We start from the raw sequence: 19,392 nt of genomic DNA on the forward strand, positions 1-19,392 counted from the left end.
TACCAGAGGAAGAAGAAGAATTACAAATGAAATCTCTGGCGGATACCAATATTTCACTACAACGTCAGGGTGGTGGGGTTGCAGCCACATCTGACTTGGAAACTTCAATCCAACAACAACGGGGAAGTGGACAGCCACTCTCAGACGATATCCGCCAACCAATGGAGCAAGCTTTTGGGACTGACTTTAGCAATGTCAAAATCCACACAGATAGCCGCTCTGACCAACTCAACCAATCTATCCAAGCTCGTGCCTTCACTACAGGACAGGATATATTCTTTCGTCAAGGAGAATATGCTCCAGAGAGTCATGGAGGAAAAGAATTACTTGCCCATGAGTTAACTCACGTTGTCCAACAAAATGGTAGTGCGCTTGGGCGTAAATTGCTTCCTGACCAGGGGATAAAAAAAAACAAAATCCAAGCCAAAGCCCTTCTGGGTATCAACCAGTAATCCAGCGTAACCCTTTTAAAAAGGTTAAAAAATTCTTTTCCAAAGACAGTGGCGATATAGATAACGGTGGCGAGCAAATAGAAGAAATAGAGGTGAACGGGGAGGACTGGAAAAAATACATGGAGTTAGATATCTTGACGATGCAGCCTAGCGATATCATAACGGACAGGCAATTTGGGCATAATTTATATATAAATATCAGATGGTACAACAAATCGCAGAAAAGATTACGCCTTTTGACACCGCCACCATTGGAATATTTTGAGGAAATAACAAAGATCACGACAGACAACGGTGGCAATAGAACTACAGAAACAGAATCGCTGGATCAGTACGCAAACAGGCCAAATTCTAATACTTTCCGTAGCTACGCACTCGGAACCCAGGGCATGATTATAGATCCAGGTAAGTCGCTCACCGCAAGATTTCTTGATCCGCCGCAGATCACAATCACACAAGAGTATAAATCCCGCACAGTTAAGTTCAAAATCGGGTTACAGGGGTCGCAACAGTGGCTAACTGGTGTGCAGCGACTAACGTGCGAGAATAACAAGATCATAGAGCATGAGTTTATCCCAACAAGACTCAGGGCTGGCTAAGAACCACGGCATAGTTAGTTTTATATAAACTATTAATTATCTTGCAAAAGTCCCATCAGAAATTAAAGACTCTTGAATAATGACTAATAACGCTTAAGAAGCCGATCGCTGCTGGTTAATTTGCAGTGGAATATTTTCTCGCACTAGTTGCCAAAAGTGTTTGATGGGAGGAATTTGCAGACGGTCTTGAGTTGTCACCATAACGACCCGACGAGTCAAACTCGAACCATCTGCTAAACCACTAGTATTGTTACTGGCCAAGGAACGAATCGCCAGGGTAGGGTCAAGATGAGCTTCTAGTAATGCTGATTGAGGTAGCAAAGCTATCAATTTCCCTTGGCGCACAACTCCCCGGAAGGCATCTAGGGTATTTACTTCTAAAGCCGACTGGAGTGTAACTTCCATCCGCTCAAATCTGTCTTGTATTAAGCGTTGCATCCCATAACCATCCTTAAAAACCACTTGGGGATAACGAATTAGCTCCGACCAAGGGATGAATTCATATTGTGCCAGGGGATGATTAGCTGCGATTAAAACTTCTATAGGTTCATCATAAAGTACTTCTACCACCATTTCTTTACTAGTGGTTAAAAAGCGATTATTCATCACAATTGCTAAATCCACCAATCCATCTTTGAGGACTTTGAGAGCGCGATCGCTTCCTAATGAAGTCACTCGCAATTGCACTTCTGGATAATCATGACAAAATTTTTGCAACACTGGTGGTAAGTAAGATCCACATAGGGAGTGAATCACGGCAATGCAAAGTTCTGGTTGCTTTCCGGCAATTAAATCGGCTAATTCTTCTGTAGCAGTCTGCCACTCTTGACAAATTTTGCGGACGCGGGGTAACAAACGTTCACCTCCTAGCGTCAGTTTGGCATGAGTGCTTCTGTGAAACAGTTCTATCCCCAAATCTGCTTCTAATGCTTGAATTTGGCGACTAATCGTCGATTGGGTAACACCGGATGTTCGCGCTGCTTGTTGAAAGCTGCCGGTTTGGGCGATCGCTAGAAAGGCTTGCAACTGCTCTAGGCGCATTTTTATGTAGCCTGAATTACATTTATCAGTTTTATTAAGTTAACGGATTTTTATCCACAATTTAGTAGAGTTTGTTACTTTTGAATTGTTAAATAGCGATTCCTAAGACAAGGTTTTACAGAACCTCAAGCAAATAGCCGTACACTTGCGGATACGGCTGCGATCGTGTCAAATTTGTAAGAGGTGCAGAGGGCACAAACAAAGGCTGTACCCTCCTAAAGTAAGTGTAGTGAATACTATCTGGAGCCAGAACCTTTTACTTCATCGGGATCTCTATAAGCCCGCACTTTTTCGCGATTACGAGCCAGTCCTGCTAAACCAGCTAGACCAAGCAAACCTAGCCAACCGAAATTGAAACCGCGATCGCTAGTTCTTTCGGAGGCTACGACACCTGTATTTCTGTTAGTACCTGTGGCATCAGTGCCAGTACCTGTGGTATCAGTGCCAGTGCCTGTAGTTCCAGTACCTGTGCCTGTAGTTCCAGTACCTGTGGTATCAGTGCCTGTTGTACCAGTACCTGTGGCATCCGAGCCTGTTGTTCCAGTACCTGTAGTTCCACTGCCCGTTGTACCACTGCCTGTGGTTCCAGCGCCTGTAGTTCCAGTGCCCGTTGTGCCACTGCCTGTACCAGTGCCAGTACCTAGACCACTACCCGTTGTGCCACTACCTGTACCTGTAGTTCCAGTGCCCGTTGAGCCACTGCCTGTACCTGTACCAGTACCTAGACCACTACCCGTTGTGCCAGTACCTGTAGTTCCAGTGCCCGTTGTTCCACTACCCGTTGTGCCACTGCCAGTACCTGTAGTTCCAGTACCTGTAGTTCCAGCACCTGTACCAGTACCTGTAGTTCCAGTACCTGAGCTAGAGCCTCCACTGGCGCCACCACTGCCGGAGCCACCACTGCCGGAGCCACCACTGCCGGAGCCTCCACTCTGGGCAAAGACTGAAGGAGGTAAGGACACAGAAGCGAAACTGATTGCAAAGACAGTAGCTAAAACAGCTTTAGATAAATTCAAAGGCTTCATACTTATGGTTCCTGTTATGTTCTTAGATTTCTGTGGGTGATTGATTTTAAAACCGATATTGTCTACTCAATCCACTGCTAGATAAGTAAATGTTTACAAGAGTTGAGGAGTCTTTCGCCTAGCTTTTTTGGAAAAGTTGAAAGCATTTGAATATCTCACAGCAACTTACTATTGGAACTTACTATTGGTCAGATATAGCAAAACAATTCACAATCAGTAATTACTAATTTAGGATTAGAAAACCACGATAAAATTGCTTTTTCACACTAGCTAGATAATGAATAACAATATTTATTATTAATAAAATAAAATATTATATTCACTTCTATCCGATTTTTAATTACTTATTGTGAATTATTTTGTAACTGCTACACAGCATAGCTGCTAGTTTTTCGTCTGACTTCTACCATAAGAGTAAAACCATTTATATCGCAGGAATTAATTTGGCATTTTCGTCTATGAGTGTGAAAAAATGCAACCTTTTAGAGCTTGTAATTAAATGAACCTCTTGAAGACGTGAGGCGTAGCTTGCTTTTCCAATAGAAAGGGTCTACTACAAACTTTTAATTATTTACACCAACCTACTTAAAAACTACAAGCGATCGCTAAGTTAAGTAAGATTGTTTCCCTCAATAAATATAATTACTTTGTTGACATTAGCTTTTAGTTATTTGGATATAAAGGAACTAGAGATTATAAGCAGCCCGACGCTGCCAACGGTTGAGGCTCTATTAAGAATACTTCACAATCTTATTTCACCTGAGAGCTTATAACTTCATACTCCAGGTGTGTCTTGCTTTAGACTTAAGGAATACTTTTATTGTCAGTTATAGCGGTTCTCGGTTCAGTAGGTACTTAACCCCACCCTACACGATTAAAAGTTGACACTGAAATTTACCATTCAGCTAAAGCGATCGCTATTCCTTGTTTTAAATCTGGTGTGATTGCGTCATTATTCGCTAACTGCTGCAATTGTTGATATGTGGTTTCCCTATTCAGATTTTTCAGTGCTGCGATCGCATGTAGTCTCACCGATGCATTAGAATCGCCTAACAGCGAAATCAATGGTTCAATTGCCTGCATTTGGCCTAACTGTCCTAAAGACAAGGCGATCGTACTTTTGATACTGGCAATCTCTGTCGCTGGATGGTGCAATCGCAGTATTTGCAGTAAGATTTCGGCGGCTGGTGTAGTTAACTGCGGTTCTTGGACTCGTCCCAAAACTGTGACAATTTCTTGCCACACTGTCTCGGAAGTGCTTTGATTCAGTGCTATTTGCAAATATTCTAAACTCGATAACGTCCCCATCCAACTTAAAGCGCGGATGGTTTCTAATTGCAGCGTTATCGGTGTCTGGGGTGAAATCAGCAAATCAAATAAATATTTGGCAGCGTCATCACTACCAATTCGAGAAAGGGTAACTGCGGCTGCACAACAAACATCAAGGTTAAAGTCGTAAAGTTTGGGTTGCAGTCTCGTTATTAAATCTAATGCTTGATGTAAATCGGGGCGAAAACCTAAACCAAGCACTGCTGCACGCCTCGCTGTGGCGGCTGTATCATCCAAAGCTTTTAACAATACTGGCGGTACGCGTTCATCATGAAAACTGCTGAGGGCTTCAATTGCAGCGGCGCGGATTGCTGCTTGTGGATCTTGCACTATACTTAACAGCGGCGTAATGGTTTCTGGCTGCCGAATACAACAAAGTGATCGCACTGCTAACAATCGTGTATTTTCATCTAATAGAAGTTCAGTTAGTGAAGCAATAGCAACAGTACCCATTTGTCCCAGTGCTGTCGCTGCGATCGCTTTGAGTTCTTCATCCTCATCATTTTTCAGCAATTCAACTATTGAGGCGATGACTTCTGGGTGTTTAAATTCACCCAAAGTTCTTGCTGCATACCACCGCAATTCTTCTTCTGCATCTTCATCTTCTAATATTTCAATCAGTGGTGGGATGGCAATATTACCAAAGTGAATCAACACTTTGGTAATTTCCCAGCGTTGCTGAAAATCCCCCATCTCTAAGATTGAAAGTGTTAATTTCAGGAGATATTCTCGATTTTTAACTATCTCTGTATCTTCCGAGTCTGCACCTAAAATTAACTGTTGTAAATATTGAATTAGTGATGACCAATCAGCAGCATTCTGTGCTGCCTCGGCTTGTACCAAAAGCTGGTTGATGTTACTCACAATATCTTGCTTTAATATCTTGCTTTAATTATCATCTTCTGCCCCCTAAGAGTGCTGAGTTATGAGTGCTGAGTGGGGAATCTCACTTCTTTACTCAGGACTGGGAACTGGCCCAACGCCCCGGTATCACTAACGGAAAAGAGGAACTATTTTGTCTCCTGCCTCTATTAGCTTGGTTTGACTACAACAGAATTACCCTCAATTTTGGCGGCGTAAGTTTTCAGTGGATCTGTCGCTGGGCCTTTTTGCACTTTACCATCGGCCCCATATTCCGAACCATGACAGGGACAAGCGAATTTTTTTGCATCAGCTTTCCATGCTACAGTGCAACCTGCGTGAGTACAGGTAGGATCAACGGCAGTTAGAGTTCCGGTTTTAGATGTGCCGACTACCAGCACAGACCCAGCAGGTGAGTCTTTCACCAGCAATTGACCTGTTTTATCTAATTCTGCTGATGTACCTACTGTTTGCCAATCTTTAGATACCGGAGTTGTTTGAGAAGAACAAGCTGCGATCGCTACAGGTAGAGAACTCGCAATCAAACCTAAACCTACCCAATTAATAAAGTCACGACGTTTCATAGCTACTGAAATAATATCTAAGTTTTAGCTAACATCTGCCACTCAATTTTGGATTTTAGATTTGAGATTAATCTATGGCGATCCAAAATTGCTTCAGTCATCTCAAATATCGTTGATTGAGGATTTTACATGGTTCATTGGTGACTCTAATGTAAAAAATGCATACTATTCATGCGTTTTTTGGAAATTTTCCCAAAAAACGTAACATTTTATACGATTTTAACAAAAATATCATCTTAAGTTATGAGTATCGAAATTGTTACATAAACATTATCTAAACCTGCTTGACAAATTCCCAAGATGTAAATGGCCACAAGTTTCCTTTAACTAACCACGGATTTGAAGTTTCGCGTAGGAATGTTCTTGAGTAAAAATAATCAGCCGTAGTTAAATAATTAAGTTTTTATTCCCTAGCCCTCGTAGATACAGCACCTGATGTAACTACGGATTGATTGGTATTGGGAAATTACGACCACAGTTCCCGATCATATCAGTAATTTGCAACGATATTTAGCCTCATGACAGACACAGCAACTACCACTAACCTTAATAAGTTCGAGAAATTAAAAGCAGAAAAAGATGGACTCGCCATCAAGAGTGAGATAGAGGAATTTGCCGCTTTGGGTTGGGAGGCGATGAACGAAACAGATCGCGATCATCGACTCAAATGGGTAGGCGTGTTTTTTCGCCCAGTTACCCCAGGCAAGTTTATGATGCGGTTGCGGATGCCTAACGGTATTCTTACCAGCAGCCAGATGCGTGTTTTGGCCCAAGTAGTGCAGCGTTACGGTGATGATGGTTGCGCTGATATTACTACCAGACAAAATATTCAATTACGGGGGATTAGGATTGAAGATTTACCAGATATCTTTAATAGATTTCACGCAGTTGGTTTAACCACAGTGCAGTCAGGGATGGATAACGTCCGCAATATTACAGGCGATCCTGTGGCGGGGTTAGATGCAGATGAGTTGTACGACACGCGAGAGTTGGTACAGCAAATTCAAGATATGCTCACCAATAAAGGGGAAGGAAACCCAGAATTTAGCAACTTACCACGGAAGTTTAATATTGCGATCGCAGGTGGACGAGACAATTCGGTTCATGCTGAAATTAACGATTTAGCTTTTGTGCCAGCATTTCAAGAAGCAGGGGAGCAGGGGAGCAGGGGAGCAGGGGAGCAAAATTTCCCCTCTGCTGATTCCCACCACAAAATTTTTGGGTTTAACGTTTTAGTCGGTGGCTTTTTCTCAGCTAAACGTTGTGAGGCGGCGATTCCTCTAAATGCTTGGGTGGCTCCAGAAGATGTAGTAGCTTTATGTAGAGCGGTTTTGGAAGTATTTCGAGACCATGGCCCGCGTGCTAATCGGCAAAAATCGCGCTTGATGTGGCTAATCGATGAATGGGGTTTAGATAAGTTTCGAGCAGAAGTAGAAAGCCGTTTGGGTAAATCATTATTACCCGCAGCAGCAAAAGACGAGATCGACTGGGAAAAACGCGACCACATCGGGGTATATAAACAAAAACAAGCAGGATTAAATTACGCAGGCTTGAACATTCCTGTTGGTCGGTTGTATGCCGAAGATATGTTTGAAATCGCTCGTCTAGCAGAAGTTTACGGCACTGGTGAAATCCGTTTTACAGTTGAGCAAAACATTGTTATACCCAACATTGCTGACTCGCGTTTGGCAACATTTTTAACAGAGCCTTTGCTGGAAAGATTTTCTATCGATCCAGGTTTGCTGACGCGATCGCTAGTATCTTGCACAGGCGCACAATTTTGCAACTTTGCCCTCATCGAAACCAAAAACCTCGCCCTGGCAATGATTAAAGTCTTAGAAGAAGAGTTAACCTTCTCCAAACCAGTGCGAATTCACTGGACAGGTTGCCCCAACTCCTGCGGACAACCCCAAGTTGCAGACATCGGCTTGATGGGAACTAAAACTCGCAAAAATGGCAAAACCTTGGAAGGTGTTGACATATATATGGGCGGCAAAGTTGGTAAAGATGCCCATTTGGGAACTTGCACCATCAAAGGCGTACCATGCGAAGACTTGCAGCCATTATTGCAAGATTTACTGATCAAAAACTTTGGGGCGAAACTCAAGCAAGAAGCCTTACTAGTTAGTAACTGCTAGTACTTATCGGGGGTATTGGGTATTGGGTAAAACTCATACTTCAACCTTAAAGGCTTAATCTTCAAACTTAAAGGCTTAATCTTCAAACTTAAAGGCTTAACCTTCAACCTTTAAGGCTTAACTTTCAACCTTAAAGGCTTAACCTTCAACCTTAAAGGCTTAACCTTCGACCTTTAAGACTTAATCTTCAACCTTAAAGACTTAACCTTCAACCTTAAAGGCTTAATCTTCGACCTTTAAGGCTCATCTTCTCCTACCTCTTCACCGTATTTTATTCAATTAGAAAGATTGGAATGCTTAAAAACTTATTTTCATTTAGCGATCGCTACCGAATCTTACATCAGACTTGGTTTGCTTTTTTTCTCACCTTTGTTTGTTGGTTTAACTTTGCCCCCTTCGCTACAACCATTGGCAGAGAACTACATTTAGCACCAGAGCAAATCAAAACTTTAGGCATCTGTAACCTCGCCCTGACAATTCCCGCACGGCTAATTATTGGGATGCTTCTGGATCGTTTTGGCCCCAGAATCACCTACTCAATGCTGCTAATGTTTGCGGTTGTTCCTTGTTTAGCGACGGCGCTAGCGCAAGATTTTAATCAACTAGTCATCAGTCGCTTGTTGATGGGGATTGTCGGCTCTGGGTTTGTTGTGGGTATCCGCATGGTGGCCGAATGGTTCGAGCCGAAAGAGATGGGAATTGCTCAAGGTATTTATGGCGGTTGGGGCAACTTTGGGGCTTTTGGCGCAGAATTTGCGTTGCCGATACTTGCAGTTTCTACGAGCTTTTTCGCTGGTGGTGCTTCTAACTGGCGGTTTGCGATCGCACTTACAGGGATCATTACAGCCATCTACGGCGTAATTTATTATAACAACGTCCAAGATACGCCCACAGGTAAAGTCTACAAGAAACCTAAGAAAAATGGTTCTCTAGAAGTGACCAGTATTAAAAGCTTCTGGGCGATGATTGTCTCAAATTTTGGTTTGATATTCGCTCTAGGTTTATTAGCTTGGCGCTTAGAACAAAAGAATATTCACTTCCTAACTTTGAACCAAATGTATCTGACTTGGTTGCTATTAGCAGGATTATTTGCTTACCAAAGTTACAAAGCTTGGCAGGTAAACCGAGAACTTCTAATTGGCAAGAAAACTTATGCTCCATCTCAACGTTTCCAATTTGGTCAAGTAGCCTTACTCGAATTCACTTACATAACTAGTTTTGGTAGCGAACTGGCAGCCGTTTCCATGCTTCCGGCATTCTTTGAAAAAACCTTTGCTTTAGAACATGTTGCCGCTGGGATGATTGCTGCTACTTATCCCTTCTTAAACTTGATTTCTCGTCCCAGCGGTGGCTTAATTTCTGATAAATTTAACTCCCGTAAATGGACAATGACAATTATCAGTGCTGGCATTGGTGTTAGTTATTTAATGGCACATTTTATTAGTAGTAGCTGGCCAATTCCGCTAGCGATCGCAGTGACAATGTTGGCCGCCTACTTTGCCCAAGCTGGCTGCGGTGCAACTTACAGCATCGTCCCCCTAATTAAAAAAGAAGCCACTGGACAAATCGCCGGTAACGTCGGAGCTTACGGTAATTTTGGCGGCGTAGTTTACCTGACAATTTTCAGCTTAACCGACGCTCCCACACTATTTTCCACAATGGGTATAGCTGCACTAGTCTGCGCTTTTCTGTGTGCCTTCTTCCTCAAAGAACCCAAAGGTTCCTTTGCCGCTACATTTGAAGATGAATTACCAGAAACCGCAACAAAAACCCCTATCTTCTTAACTGAAGAATAATTAACTATCAAATCTGAATTAGGTAACTTTACACTTCATCCTTCCATAGCAATCCTAATTCACTGAAAATCTCCTTTTCTTCTCTCTGCGCTCTCTGCGTCTCTGCGGTTCGTTAAAAAAATTATGAAAAAACGAACCGCAAAGGACGCAAAGGAACAAGAGTTTCAAAGAGTTTTTGCATAACACACAAATTTTTCAACCTGGCGCTACATCTGAGATTGCACAATTAAAATAACAAAATGCTATGAGTGAATTTACCAAAACTCTCTGTCCCTACTGTGGTGTTGGCTGTGGACTAGAAGTTTCACCTCCAGCCCAACTTGGCAAAGCAACTAATCGAGATAGCCAAGGAAATCCAACTTGGCGAGTGCGGGGAGACAAAACCCATCCATCCAGTCAGGGGATGGTTTGCGTCAAAGGCGCAACGATCGCAGAATCTTTAGATAAAAATAGATTACATTACCCAATGGTGCGAGACACATTAGATCAAGAGTTTCGCCGGGTTAGTTGGGATGAAGCTTTTAATCTCATCACCAAACGCATTCAAACTGTACGCTTCACCCAAGGGCCAGAAGCCTTATGTATGTATGGTTCCGGTCAGTTTCAAACTGAGGATTATTATATAGCCCAGAAACTCATGAAAGGCTGTCTGGGTACTAATAATTTTGATGCCAACTCTCGCTTATGTATGTCTAGTGCTGTGGCTGGCTACATTCAAAGCTTTGGCTCAGATGGGCCTCCATGCTGTTACGATGACTTGGAATTAACCGACTGTGCATTTTTAATTGGTACTAATACGGCTGAATGTCATCCCATCGTTTTCAATCGGCTGGAAAAATATCACAAAAAGAACCGCAAAGTCAAAATGATTGTGGTCGATCCCCGTCGCACACCAACCGCAGAAGCCGCTGATTTGCATTTAGCCATTCGTCCCGGTACAGATATCGACTTGTTAAACGGCATCGCCCACTTGTTGATGCGCTGGAACTACATTGATACCATGTTCATGGACGACTGCACCATCAACTTTCCGGCTTATGCTGAGGTTATTCGCCACTATCCGCCAGAAGTGGTAGCTCGTCAATGTGGAATCAGCATTGAAGATTTAGAAACAGCAGCTCGCTACTGGGGTAAATCTGAGCGGGTACTATCTTTGTGGTCAATGGGTGTGAATCAATCCTCAGAAGGAACGGCCAAGGTTAGAACGATTATTAACCTGCACTTGATGACTGGACAGATTGGCAAACCTGGGGCTGGCCCTTTTTCCCTCACTGGTCAGCCGAACGCGATGGGAGGACGGGAAGCCGGAGGTTTGGCGCATTTATTACCAGGTTATCGAACGGTAAAAAATCCTCAGCACCGCACAGAAGTTGAGGAGTTTTGGGGACTCAAACCGGGACAAATTTCGCCCAATCCCGGTTTGACTGCTTGGGACATGATTACTGGCTTGGAAAATGGCGCTGTAGAGTTACTGTGGATTGCAGCTACCAACCCAGCTGTAAGTATGCCAGATTTAGAGCGGACTAAAAAAGCGTTGTTGCGATCGCCTTTCACTATTTACCAAGACGCTTATTATCCCACAGAAACCTCTGCCTACGCTCATGTTTTGCTACCAGCAGCCCAATGGGGTGAAAAAACTGGCGTGATGACAAATTCTGAACGCGTGGTAACTCTGTGTTCAGCATTCCGTCAACCGCCAAGAGAAGCTAAAGCCGATTGGGAAATTTTTGCCGAAGTTGGACGGAGATTAGGTTTTGAGAGAGAATTTGCCTTTGCTAACTCTGCTGAAGTTTACGCTGAGTTTGTCAAACTAACTAAAAATCGCCCCTGCGATATGACAGGTATCAGTCACACGCAATTACAGACACAAGGTCCGACACAATGGCCTCACCCTGAAGAGAGCAGGGGGAGCAGAGGAGCAGGGGAAGCAGGGGAAGCAGGGGGAGAAGCATCTGCCAATTGCTCTGGGAAACGTTTATATACTAACTTGCGTTTCCACACCCCTGATGGACGCGCTCGATTTGGGGCATATTACTCTAAGGGATTGGCAGAACCACCAGATCCAGATTATCCTTTTGTGCTAACTAATGGACGGCTTTACGGACATTGGCATACGCAAACACGCACTGGTCGAATTGAAAAAATTTGCAAAATGCATCCCGAACCGTTTATCGAAATTCATCCCCGTGATGCTGCTCGGCTAGGTATTATCGATAGTATGGATGTAGAAGTGCGATCGCGTCGGGGTAAAGCCAAGTTTCCTGCTAAAGTAACAAAAGCGATCGCGCCTGGTACAGTTTTTGTCCCTATGCACTGGGGTTCGCTATGGGCAGATAATGCCGAAGCCAACGCCCTCACCCATCCAGAATCTTGCCCCGATTCGCTGCAACCAGAATTAAAAGCCTGTGCTGTGCAGTTGATACCAATTTCGGTGGAAGTTCCCATCAAAAATCATCAACTCCAGTCCTCACAATGGTAAGCTGCAAAGTGTAGCTCGAAGGTGGTAATTTATAATCACCAATAAGTAATTTAGTCAATAATCAATAGTCAATAGTTATTATCATTTTTTATAACTCTCTAATTTTGGCTGTTACCAATTACTATATCTAAAGAGGTATTTTTTTAGTAACAAGGGATTTTACTAGAGTTAATTTTAGCTATGGATAAAGACTAAAACAAAGATAGAAAAATTACACAAAATCAGCAAGTAATGTTTTTTCAATCCTATAGATAAATCTAGAGGATTTTCTTTTATTTTAGAATCGGGTGCAGCAGATGAAAAAACTAGTGAGGCGAATTCTAGGAGCTACCAAAGATGAGAACTTCATGCACATCATTGAAAACATAGAAGTGCTAGTTTCTAAAGTTCTATCTATTTTTATGGTGGTCGTAATTTTGGTAGCGATCGCAGATTTAGGAGTCTTTATTTTTAAAGAATTATTTACAATACCTTATGGGAAGTTTAACACAACCCTATATAAGGTTTTCGGTTTATTTTTAAATATTTTAATTGCCTTAGAAATTTTAGAAAATATTACAGCCTATTTACGAAGACATGTTTTTCAAGTTGAATTAGTTATTGTCACTTCTTTGATTGCTGTTGCCAGAAAAATTATTATTCTTGACTTAGAAAAAATTGGAGGTCTTGATATAATTGGTTTAGGTGTAGCTATTCTTGCCTTATCAATTAGTTATTTGATAATTCGTCTCAGTAATTCAAAAGATGCAAGTTAATTGAAGGAGGCAGAAGGCAACAGGCAACAGTATAATGAGTTAATTTTAAATACTTTCTTATGACAGATTTTTTTCAATTTGAAGCAGACTTTGTTGATTCTCTGCGTTGCATTCCCATGCAGGTGCGTTGTAAATTAGATACCTGTGGCATCAAGCTAAAATTGCCTGACTGGAATCAAATGACTACAGTCGAGCGTCAAGCTTTAGTCGAATTACCTTGCACTACAGAAACGGAAATTCAGTCTTACCGCGAGCATATCGAGCAATTAATCATCCAACGCACAGGTGTACCAGCTACAAAATTGCCCATCGAGCCTCATCCTGCATGGCTAGATGCCACTGTACCAGCTAGCGTTCAGGAAAAAGCTCAAGAAATAGGTGTAACCTTGACACAGCAAAATTGGTCAGCTTTAACACCCTTACAGCGTTTTGCTTTGATTAAACTGAGCCAGCCAGGACATGAAAACAAAAACTTTAAGAGAGCGATCGCAGAATTTCATCTGTTTTAATTAGACAATAGTCGTTAACACAAAAAATCTGTAGGGTGCATTACACTTTGTTAACTTGCCGCTCTCAAATGATACATTACAACACTAGCTGTGTTGTAATGTATCAAAAATTCATGTAGATGCTAACGAATAAAATAGCTGACTCTAAATTAATATTTACTTTATATAGCGTTTCCTAATAAGAGTGGGGTTAAACATACCTCACCCGGATAAAGCTGTGCTTTATCTCTCCTCTTTGTGAGTTCCCAGAAGGGTTTCAATATGTACTTCATGCACCTGGGAACCGCTATAAACAACTATTGACTAGAAAGATGAGGGTAACAAATATATGGCTGCAAAGAAACTTTTGATGCTCGTTGGCGACTATGTAGAAGACTATGAAGTAATGGTTCCTTTCCAGGCATTGCAAATGGTGGGACACACTGTGGACGCAGTTTGCCCCGACAAAAAAGCTGGCGATAAGGTACGGACAGCAGTTCATGACTTTGAAGGAGACCAGACTTACAGCGAAAAACCCGGACACAATTTTACTTTAAATGCTACGTTTGCAGAAGTAGAAGCCGCAACCTACGATGCCTTAATCATTCCTGGAGGACGGGCACCAGAATATATCCGCCTCAATCAGCAGGTACTAGAAATAACCCGTCACTTTGCCCAAGCGAATAAACCGATTGCTGCCATCTGCCAAGGCTTGCAGCTATTAGCTGCTGCTGATGTACTGCAAGGCAAAAGATGTACTGGCTATCCTGCTTGTAGCCCAGATATCAAGAGTGCTGGAGGAATCTATGTTAATATCCCTGTTGATCGGGCAATAGTTGATGGTAACTTGGTGACAGCACCAGCTTGGCCTGCTCACCCACATTGGCTAGCAGAATTCCTCAAAGTACTTGGAACTAAGATTGAACACCCAGAACTGACTACAGTTGTTTGAGACAAGATACCGGAAATATTTTGGTTCATTTCATAACAGTTTCTTCCCCTACTCCCTACTCTAAAAGAGCTTTGGTAAAAACAACTGACAACAGACGACTGAAAATTATATATTTTTGAAATGGAACTAAATGCAGTAAAAAATACTATTTTTTAATAAATTGCAGTAGCTTTAATTTGCAGCTACGATGTCAAAAGTACAGCATCGAGACAATCTGATTTATCCCCCTAACAAGCCAGTTTTAGGACAAACTCTCAGCAGATGGAATACTTCTTGACATGAGGTGAAACAATTTGAAATTTTGCATCAATAATTTTAAATTTCTTAGCAGTAAGTGAAGCTATAGTGGATTTAGCAATGCTGCTGCTAATGTGGCTAAGGTTAGTCCTGCTGCCAAATTATGTGAAGAATTAGTTTAGAAAAGCACTCTAACTCGATGACAGGCAAAAACGCAAGACATAATGCATTTCTGCGGCTAGTGTCTGGTAATGGGGCAGCTTTGGGAGCAGAATCTCGCTACTCGCTGCCCCCCAGTAAAGAGATGGTAATTGGACGCGACCCCAGCTGCCAAGTTGTCTTGGATGCCATGATGTACCGAATGGTATCTCGTCGTCATGCAGTGGTTCGTCCCCTCTCTCTATCCCCAGATAGCAAATTTAGCTGGGTGCTTTGTGACTTGAATAGTGCTAATGGCACTTATTTGAATGGACAACGCTTATATGAATGTCAGGAATTGCACCCAGGCGATCGCATTTCTCTAGGTGCTGATGGGCCGCAATACATTTTTGAATACGAGTATACCTCACTGACTCCGGCGACGACAGTAAACCAAGTTACACCACTGCCTTCGGCGACAAACTACCATAACCACACGCAATTAAAGCAGCCAGATTCTGTTAGCTTCACCCAGCTTTTTCCGATTATTTCCACTGGTAAAGATTTAACTAGTAAAGCTTACCTTGTACCGGGAATACTGACCGTAATTTTTGTGGTGCTGATGTTCGCTACAGTCGGTAGGCCCCAAGCTAATCAAGTGATCGTAGCAAGTTATATTGCTTTTGCTGCCTACTATTTTGTTTACCAACTTTGCGGGAAACAGAAGCCTTGGTGGGTGCTAATGGCTACGTCATTGGGTACAATCCTGATTTTACTCAGTCCGCTGTTGGATCTATTTATTTTCGTATTTCGCGGCATCCTGCCTGGAAGCTTGCCCACACCCCAAGAATCTATCACCTTCACAGAGTTGCTGGTGCGGATGTTTTTTGGCGCTGGGTTGATGGAGGAATTACTCAAGGCATTGCCTGTACTAGGGGCTTTTGCCATCGGTAGAATGTTGTCTTCACCTTGGCGAGAACGCATCGGTATTTGGGAACCTCTAGATGGTATTCTCCTGGGAACGGCTTCTGCTGTTGGTTTTACTCTCTTGGAAACCCTCGGTCAGTATGTACCTGATATCACTCAAAATGTCACACAACAGGTGGGTATAGGGGCTGCTGGTCAACTGGCAGGTTTACAACTGCTAATTCCGCGAATTTTAGGCTCTGTAGCCGGACACATGGCTTATAGTGGCTACTTGGGTTATTTTATCGGGTTGGCTGTCCTCAAACCTAGTAGAAGTTGGCAAATTCTGTCTATTGGTTATCTGAGCGCCTCTGCGCTCCACGCTCTCTGGAATGCTACAGGGTCAATCAATGCCTTGCTGTTGGTAGTTGTTGGAGTGTTATCTTACGCCTTTTTGATGGCGGCAATTCTCAAGGCACGGGCGCTGTCACCGACGCGATCGCAAAATTTTGCTACCCGATTTCTGGGCCCAAAATAGGAGATGAAATCAATTCAAAATTATAACCTTACAGGCAAGTAAGCTAGCGCAGCGTCTTGTAGATAAGAAAAAGACAGGGGAGATGAGAGAGAACAACCAATGCCCAATGGTTAAATATTTATGTCTTGAGATAGATGATCTAGTTTGAGAATTAGCGTACTGTTACTTTAGTGTAGGTAAATTGTATCTACAAAAAAAATAAAAATCATTCAACTTTTTGCAAAACTGTTGATTTTCGACTCTATATCCTTGCGTAAGGAAAACCAACATCTTTGCAAAAAACACCTCTGAATCGAGTGAACGCAAAGCGCGGGTTACACGAACACAACGCATAATGAAAACTTTTGCTACTCCCTATTTCCGACTCTCCATTCACCATTCATAGTTCTGGCTGAGACTTGTTAAGTTCAGTAAAAGCATAAGAAGCGATCGCTAAACTAACCTTTGCTTTCTCTACTTCTGATAAAGCTGTCCACTCGCTATTTTGAAGATTACTGAGTGCAGATGCCGCATTTTGCGATTCGCTACTTCGCATAGCGTAAGCAAAAGGACGAGCCAGAACGATCAGGTCTTCTGTTCCCCAAGTTGGTAGTACTGTCTGAACGCATTCAACCAGTTGCTCGCTGATTAATTGGCGAGCAGCAAATATCTCAGCCGCTTTGCTAGCAATGGTGTTAAGCAATATTTGGGGGACACAGGCAGAAAAATTTGTACGTAATTTTTCTTGAAGGTTAAGCACTACTGCCTGTTGTAGGTTATGATTGTGGTCAGGTGTAGGAGTAATACTAGTCCAAAGTGTATCTAAATGTCCGTAAAAATCTTGGGATCGCCTCATTAGTTCTTCATCAAGCAAATCTTCCATTCCGAACTGTTGTTCTAGTTCTTGAAAATAAGCTTCTGATTCCTCATCACCTGGATTCCAGGGATAGTTAGCATCCTCTGGTTCTAGTAACGCTTCTAAGAACTCTAAATCTACTTGAGATGGCAAAGATGAGAAAGTATCTGAGCCGTTAATTTTGTGAGCCATATTTTCTTTCCTGATGATTATTTGGTGGTCATGATTATTTGGTGGTATTGACAGCTACAAGTTCTAAGAGGAGATTTCCGCAAAAACTGTTGATTTTTTCTCTAAAAAAAACAGATTTTAAAAGCTAATGCTAAAGGCTCAAATTGATTTATGCAATAGCTCCGCTAGGAGTCTTCAATCACAAACTCCCAGGTCTCACCTCTAGCACTTCCAAACTTTAACTGCATTCCCGATTTCAAAGGGACTTCCTCTCGGAGGATTTGTTGCCAGCCATTGGGACCTAAAAACCAGGTTGTGCCGTAGGTGGAAAAATCTTGCAAGTAATAAGTTCGCATTAGTGTAGCATCAGTCAGAGTGTTGCGGCAGAAGATTTCGGCGTGGCGTTTGGATACAGATGGTTCGGGGATGACAATATCATTATCTTTCGTGCGGCCGATGCGGGTAACTCCATAACGCAATAGCCAGGTTTTACCTTTTGGAGTGAGCGATCGTAAACTTGCAGTTGGAAGCGAGGAACCGACATCAGGAATGGCTGTATCTGGTAGTTCCGTAATACCTTCATCCAGACTCTTAATCAGTTCGCCATTAAAATCTGGATGCAGGTAGAGAACAGGCAAAGTCCAAGCAGGTTGATTAAATTTATACAGTGTTAACAACTCTTGCCTAGCCTGTGCTACGGCTTCATCAATTGGCTTGTGCGATCGCAAAGCTTCGGTAAAGGCTTGAATAAAACTGTGGCTTTCATGGTCAGCGATTTCATCGCGCATCCCCAAAACCGCAGGCACACCATGACGAATCAATACTTCTGCTAAACTACTGGCAGGGATAGCTTGATGATTGATCGCAGCTGGTTGTGCGCCCCAACAGGCGTTGAAAACCGCTAATTTCACACCCGTACGGGTCAATGCTTGCGCCAATTCTATCCCATTGAGGGGCATATCTGCTCGCAAAAACAGTAACCCTCCGTCTGGGTCTGGTAAACCATGTCCAGCGTAAAAGAAAACGTTGTATTCTTTGGTTTCTAATTCATCAATCAACTGTTGTGGAGTTGGTTGAATGAGTTGATTCACTACGCAAGGTGCATATCTTTGGGAGTTACCAGGCGTATCTGCAAGAGCTTGCTGTAAGATAGCGCCTTCTTGTTCTAGTTGCAGCTTGTCATCATGACCTAAAACCAGCAAAATACTTAAAGCTTGGTCAGTTCGCAAATGCGGTAAAGCGTCAACTTCTGTGGTGGTGCGACTAAATAACAAATCTTGCGAGAGAGACATCGCCGATTGGCCAGGCTCACGCTGCATAATTTCCCAAGGGAAAGCGATCAGATCCGGGTCGCGAATTTCTAGTCGAAAGCGCAAACGTGTATGCTGACCCATAGCAATCCCGCGACTGCGTTCTAGACTACCAAGAATTTGCCCGTCGAATACCCAACGCCATAAATTCATTCCCAAGTATTGCATCAGACGACTGCTGTAAGGACCAGTAGGTTGACCTGAAGGGGATGAAATCCAATCTATGGGAAATGGGTTACTCTTTTGAGATGTTGAGTTAGGGGAAATATCTAAGCGACCATGACCAGCAAACATCTGCTGCCATTCGTGCCACACTTGGGTAAGTTCAACAGGCCATACACAGTCATGTAAAACGTAGCCACTGGGATACGGAGCCTTGACCACCCAAATGGCGAAGTTGTCAGTGCCAGTGTTTAAGAGACGGGCGATCGCCAAATTCAGGGATGGCATGGATTCATTAAATTAAAAGCTAAAAAAAATAATTTCAAGAGAAGAAGAAAACAGATACGCCAGAATTCAGAATTCAGAATAAATGAGTAGGGATTTAAACCCGACATTAATTGTGTTGCACCAAATTAGAGATACAGTGGGGGTTTTGAACTTGGTTATTCATCCACCAGTAGTACATAATTCATTCTGTTAGCGGTAGCAGGGCATTTAGCCCATTCTGACTCCTGACTCCTAAATTCTGTTTTGATAACAATTCTCCAGGGTGAAAATTTTCTATTTTTTGACCTTGTAAGTTTTTTAATCTGAAT

The 19,392-nt window shown here is 42.6% G+C and carries 15 protein-coding genes; 9 read left to right on the plus strand and 6 right to left on the minus strand.

All coding sequences use genetic code 11. From position 1 onward, the window contains the following. Positions 1–452, plus strand: a 452-nt coding sequence (locus HWQ43_RS20395; protein ID WP_292737437.1) for a DUF4157 domain-containing protein, incomplete at its 5' end; no start/stop codon positions are given. 119 nt (positions 453–571) lie between these two features. Then, a complete protein-coding gene (locus tag HWQ43_RS20400) occupies positions 572–1,051 on the plus strand; it encodes a hypothetical protein (protein ID WP_292737439.1) in 480 nt (159 codons plus the stop codon). Positions 1,052–1,144: 93 nt separating this feature from the next. On the opposite strand, the gene HWQ43_RS20405 is transcribed toward HWQ43_RS20400, so the two are convergent. The 4 genes from HWQ43_RS20405 to HWQ43_RS20420 form a co-directional block, all read right to left on the minus strand. Next, positions 1,145–2,092 (minus strand): LysR family transcriptional regulator, encoded by a 948-nt coding sequence (locus tag HWQ43_RS20405; RefSeq protein ID WP_292737441.1) that lies wholly within the window; start codon positions 2,090–2,092, stop codon positions 1,145–1,147. Between the two features lie 236 nt (positions 2,093–2,328). Continuing rightward, on the minus strand, positions 2,329–3,117 hold the full coding sequence (locus tag HWQ43_RS20410) for a WGxxGxxG-CTERM domain-containing protein (RefSeq protein WP_292737443.1): 789 nt from the start codon (positions 3,115–3,117) through the stop codon (positions 2,329–2,331). A gap of 894 nt (positions 3,118–4,011) precedes the next feature. After that, a complete protein-coding gene (locus HWQ43_RS20415) occupies positions 4,012–5,313 on the minus strand; it encodes a HEAT repeat domain-containing protein (RefSeq protein WP_292737592.1) in 1,302 nt (433 codons plus the stop codon). Between the two features lie 164 nt (positions 5,314–5,477). Next, positions 5,478–5,891 carry a ubiquinol-cytochrome c reductase iron-sulfur subunit gene (locus HWQ43_RS20420; RefSeq protein WP_292737445.1) on the minus strand — a complete coding sequence of 138 codons (414 nt, stop codon included), beginning with the start codon at positions 5,889–5,891 and terminating at the stop codon, positions 5,478–5,480. 518 nt (positions 5,892–6,409) lie between these two features. Between HWQ43_RS20420 and HWQ43_RS20425 the strand changes: the two genes are divergently transcribed. The 7 genes from HWQ43_RS20425 to HWQ43_RS20455 all read left to right on the plus strand — a co-directional run bounded on the left by HWQ43_RS20425 (position 6,410) and on the right by HWQ43_RS20455 (position 16,318). After that, on the plus strand, positions 6,410–8,029 hold the full coding sequence (locus tag HWQ43_RS20425) for a ferredoxin--nitrite reductase (protein ID WP_292737447.1): 1,620 nt from the start codon (positions 6,410–6,412) through the stop codon (positions 8,027–8,029). Between the two features lie 293 nt (positions 8,030–8,322). Next, positions 8,323–9,825, plus strand: a complete 1,503-nt coding sequence (locus HWQ43_RS20430) for a NarK family nitrate/nitrite MFS transporter (RefSeq protein ID WP_292737448.1) — start codon at positions 8,323–8,325, stop codon at positions 9,823–9,825. 244 nt (positions 9,826–10,069) lie between these two features. After that, positions 10,070–12,304 carry a molybdopterin oxidoreductase family protein gene (locus HWQ43_RS20435; RefSeq protein WP_292737450.1) on the plus strand — a complete coding sequence of 745 codons (2,235 nt, stop codon included), beginning with the start codon at positions 10,070–10,072 and terminating at the stop codon, positions 12,302–12,304. Between the two features lie 296 nt (positions 12,305–12,600). Then, positions 12,601–13,059: a phosphate-starvation-inducible PsiE family protein gene (locus HWQ43_RS20440; RefSeq protein ID WP_292737452.1), complete on the plus strand. Its 459-nt coding sequence runs from the start codon at positions 12,601–12,603 to the stop codon at positions 13,057–13,059. A 59-nt stretch (positions 13,060–13,118) separates the two neighbouring features. Then, a complete protein-coding gene (locus HWQ43_RS20445; protein WP_292737454.1) occupies positions 13,119–13,568 on the plus strand; it encodes a nitrate reductase associated protein in 450 nt (149 codons plus the stop codon). A 328-nt stretch (positions 13,569–13,896) separates the two neighbouring features. After that, complete coding sequence (locus tag HWQ43_RS20450) at positions 13,897–14,499, plus strand: DJ-1/PfpI family protein (protein ID WP_292737456.1); 603 nt, start codon at positions 13,897–13,899, stop codon at positions 14,497–14,499. Positions 14,500–14,935: 436 nt separating this feature from the next. Beyond that, on the plus strand, positions 14,936–16,318 hold the full coding sequence (locus HWQ43_RS20455) for a PrsW family glutamic-type intramembrane protease (protein WP_292737458.1): 1,383 nt from the start codon (positions 14,936–14,938) through the stop codon (positions 16,316–16,318). A 379-nt stretch (positions 16,319–16,697) separates the two neighbouring features. Here the strand turns inward: HWQ43_RS20455 and HWQ43_RS20460 are convergent, their stop codons facing one another. Together HWQ43_RS20460 and HWQ43_RS20465 are read right to left on the minus strand one after the other, a co-directional pair. Beyond that, complete coding sequence (locus HWQ43_RS20460; RefSeq protein WP_292737460.1) at positions 16,698–17,345, minus strand: hypothetical protein; 648 nt, start codon at positions 17,343–17,345, stop codon at positions 16,698–16,700. A gap of 164 nt (positions 17,346–17,509) precedes the next feature. Continuing rightward, positions 17,510–19,084, minus strand: coding sequence for a CHAT domain-containing protein (locus HWQ43_RS20465; protein WP_292737462.1), 1,575 nt, complete (start codon positions 19,082–19,084; stop codon positions 17,510–17,512). Positions 19,085–19,392 lie beyond the last annotated feature (308 nt).

Origin of the sequence: Nostoc sp. JL31 (genome assembly GCF_017114965.1) — a bacterium.
GTDB classification, from domain to species: Bacteria; Cyanobacteriota; Cyanobacteriia; order Cyanobacteriales; family Nostocaceae; genus Nostoc; species Nostoc punctiforme_A.

Excerpts from the sequence above, each read along its gene's own strand:
- HWQ43_RS20465 (WP_292737462.1), bottom strand. The coding sequence starts at position 19,084 with ATGCCATCCCTGAATTTGGCGATCGCCCGTCTCTTAAACACTGGCACT.
- HWQ43_RS20455 (WP_292737458.1), top strand. The coding sequence starts at position 14,936 with ATGACAGGCAAAAACGCAAGACATAATGCATTTCTGCGGCTAGTGTCT.
- HWQ43_RS20425 (WP_292737447.1), top strand. The coding sequence starts at position 6,410 with ATGACAGACACAGCAACTACCACTAACCTTAATAAGTTCGAGAAATTA.
- HWQ43_RS20440 (WP_292737452.1), top strand. The coding sequence starts at position 12,601 with ATGAAAAAACTAGTGAGGCGAATTCTAGGAGCTACCAAAGATGAGAAC.
- HWQ43_RS20400 (WP_292737439.1), top strand. The coding sequence starts at position 572 with ATGGAGTTAGATATCTTGACGATGCAGCCTAGCGATATCATAACGGAC.
- HWQ43_RS20430 (WP_292737448.1), top strand. The coding sequence starts at position 8,323 with ATGCTTAAAAACTTATTTTCATTTAGCGATCGCTACCGAATCTTACAT.
- HWQ43_RS20410 (WP_292737443.1), bottom strand. The coding sequence starts at position 3,117 with ATGAAGCCTTTGAATTTATCTAAAGCTGTTTTAGCTACTGTCTTTGCA.
- HWQ43_RS20435 (WP_292737450.1), top strand. The coding sequence starts at position 10,070 with ATGAGTGAATTTACCAAAACTCTCTGTCCCTACTGTGGTGTTGGCTGT.
- HWQ43_RS20420 (WP_292737445.1), bottom strand. The coding sequence starts at position 5,891 with ATGAAACGTCGTGACTTTATTAATTGGGTAGGTTTAGGTTTGATTGCG.
- HWQ43_RS20405 (WP_292737441.1), bottom strand. The coding sequence starts at position 2,092 with ATGCGCCTAGAGCAGTTGCAAGCCTTTCTAGCGATCGCCCAAACCGGC.
- HWQ43_RS20445 (WP_292737454.1), top strand. The coding sequence starts at position 13,119 with ATGACAGATTTTTTTCAATTTGAAGCAGACTTTGTTGATTCTCTGCGT.
- HWQ43_RS20460 (WP_292737460.1), bottom strand. The coding sequence starts at position 17,345 with ATGGCTCACAAAATTAACGGCTCAGATACTTTCTCATCTTTGCCATCT.
- HWQ43_RS20450 (WP_292737456.1), top strand. The coding sequence starts at position 13,897 with ATGGCTGCAAAGAAACTTTTGATGCTCGTTGGCGACTATGTAGAAGAC.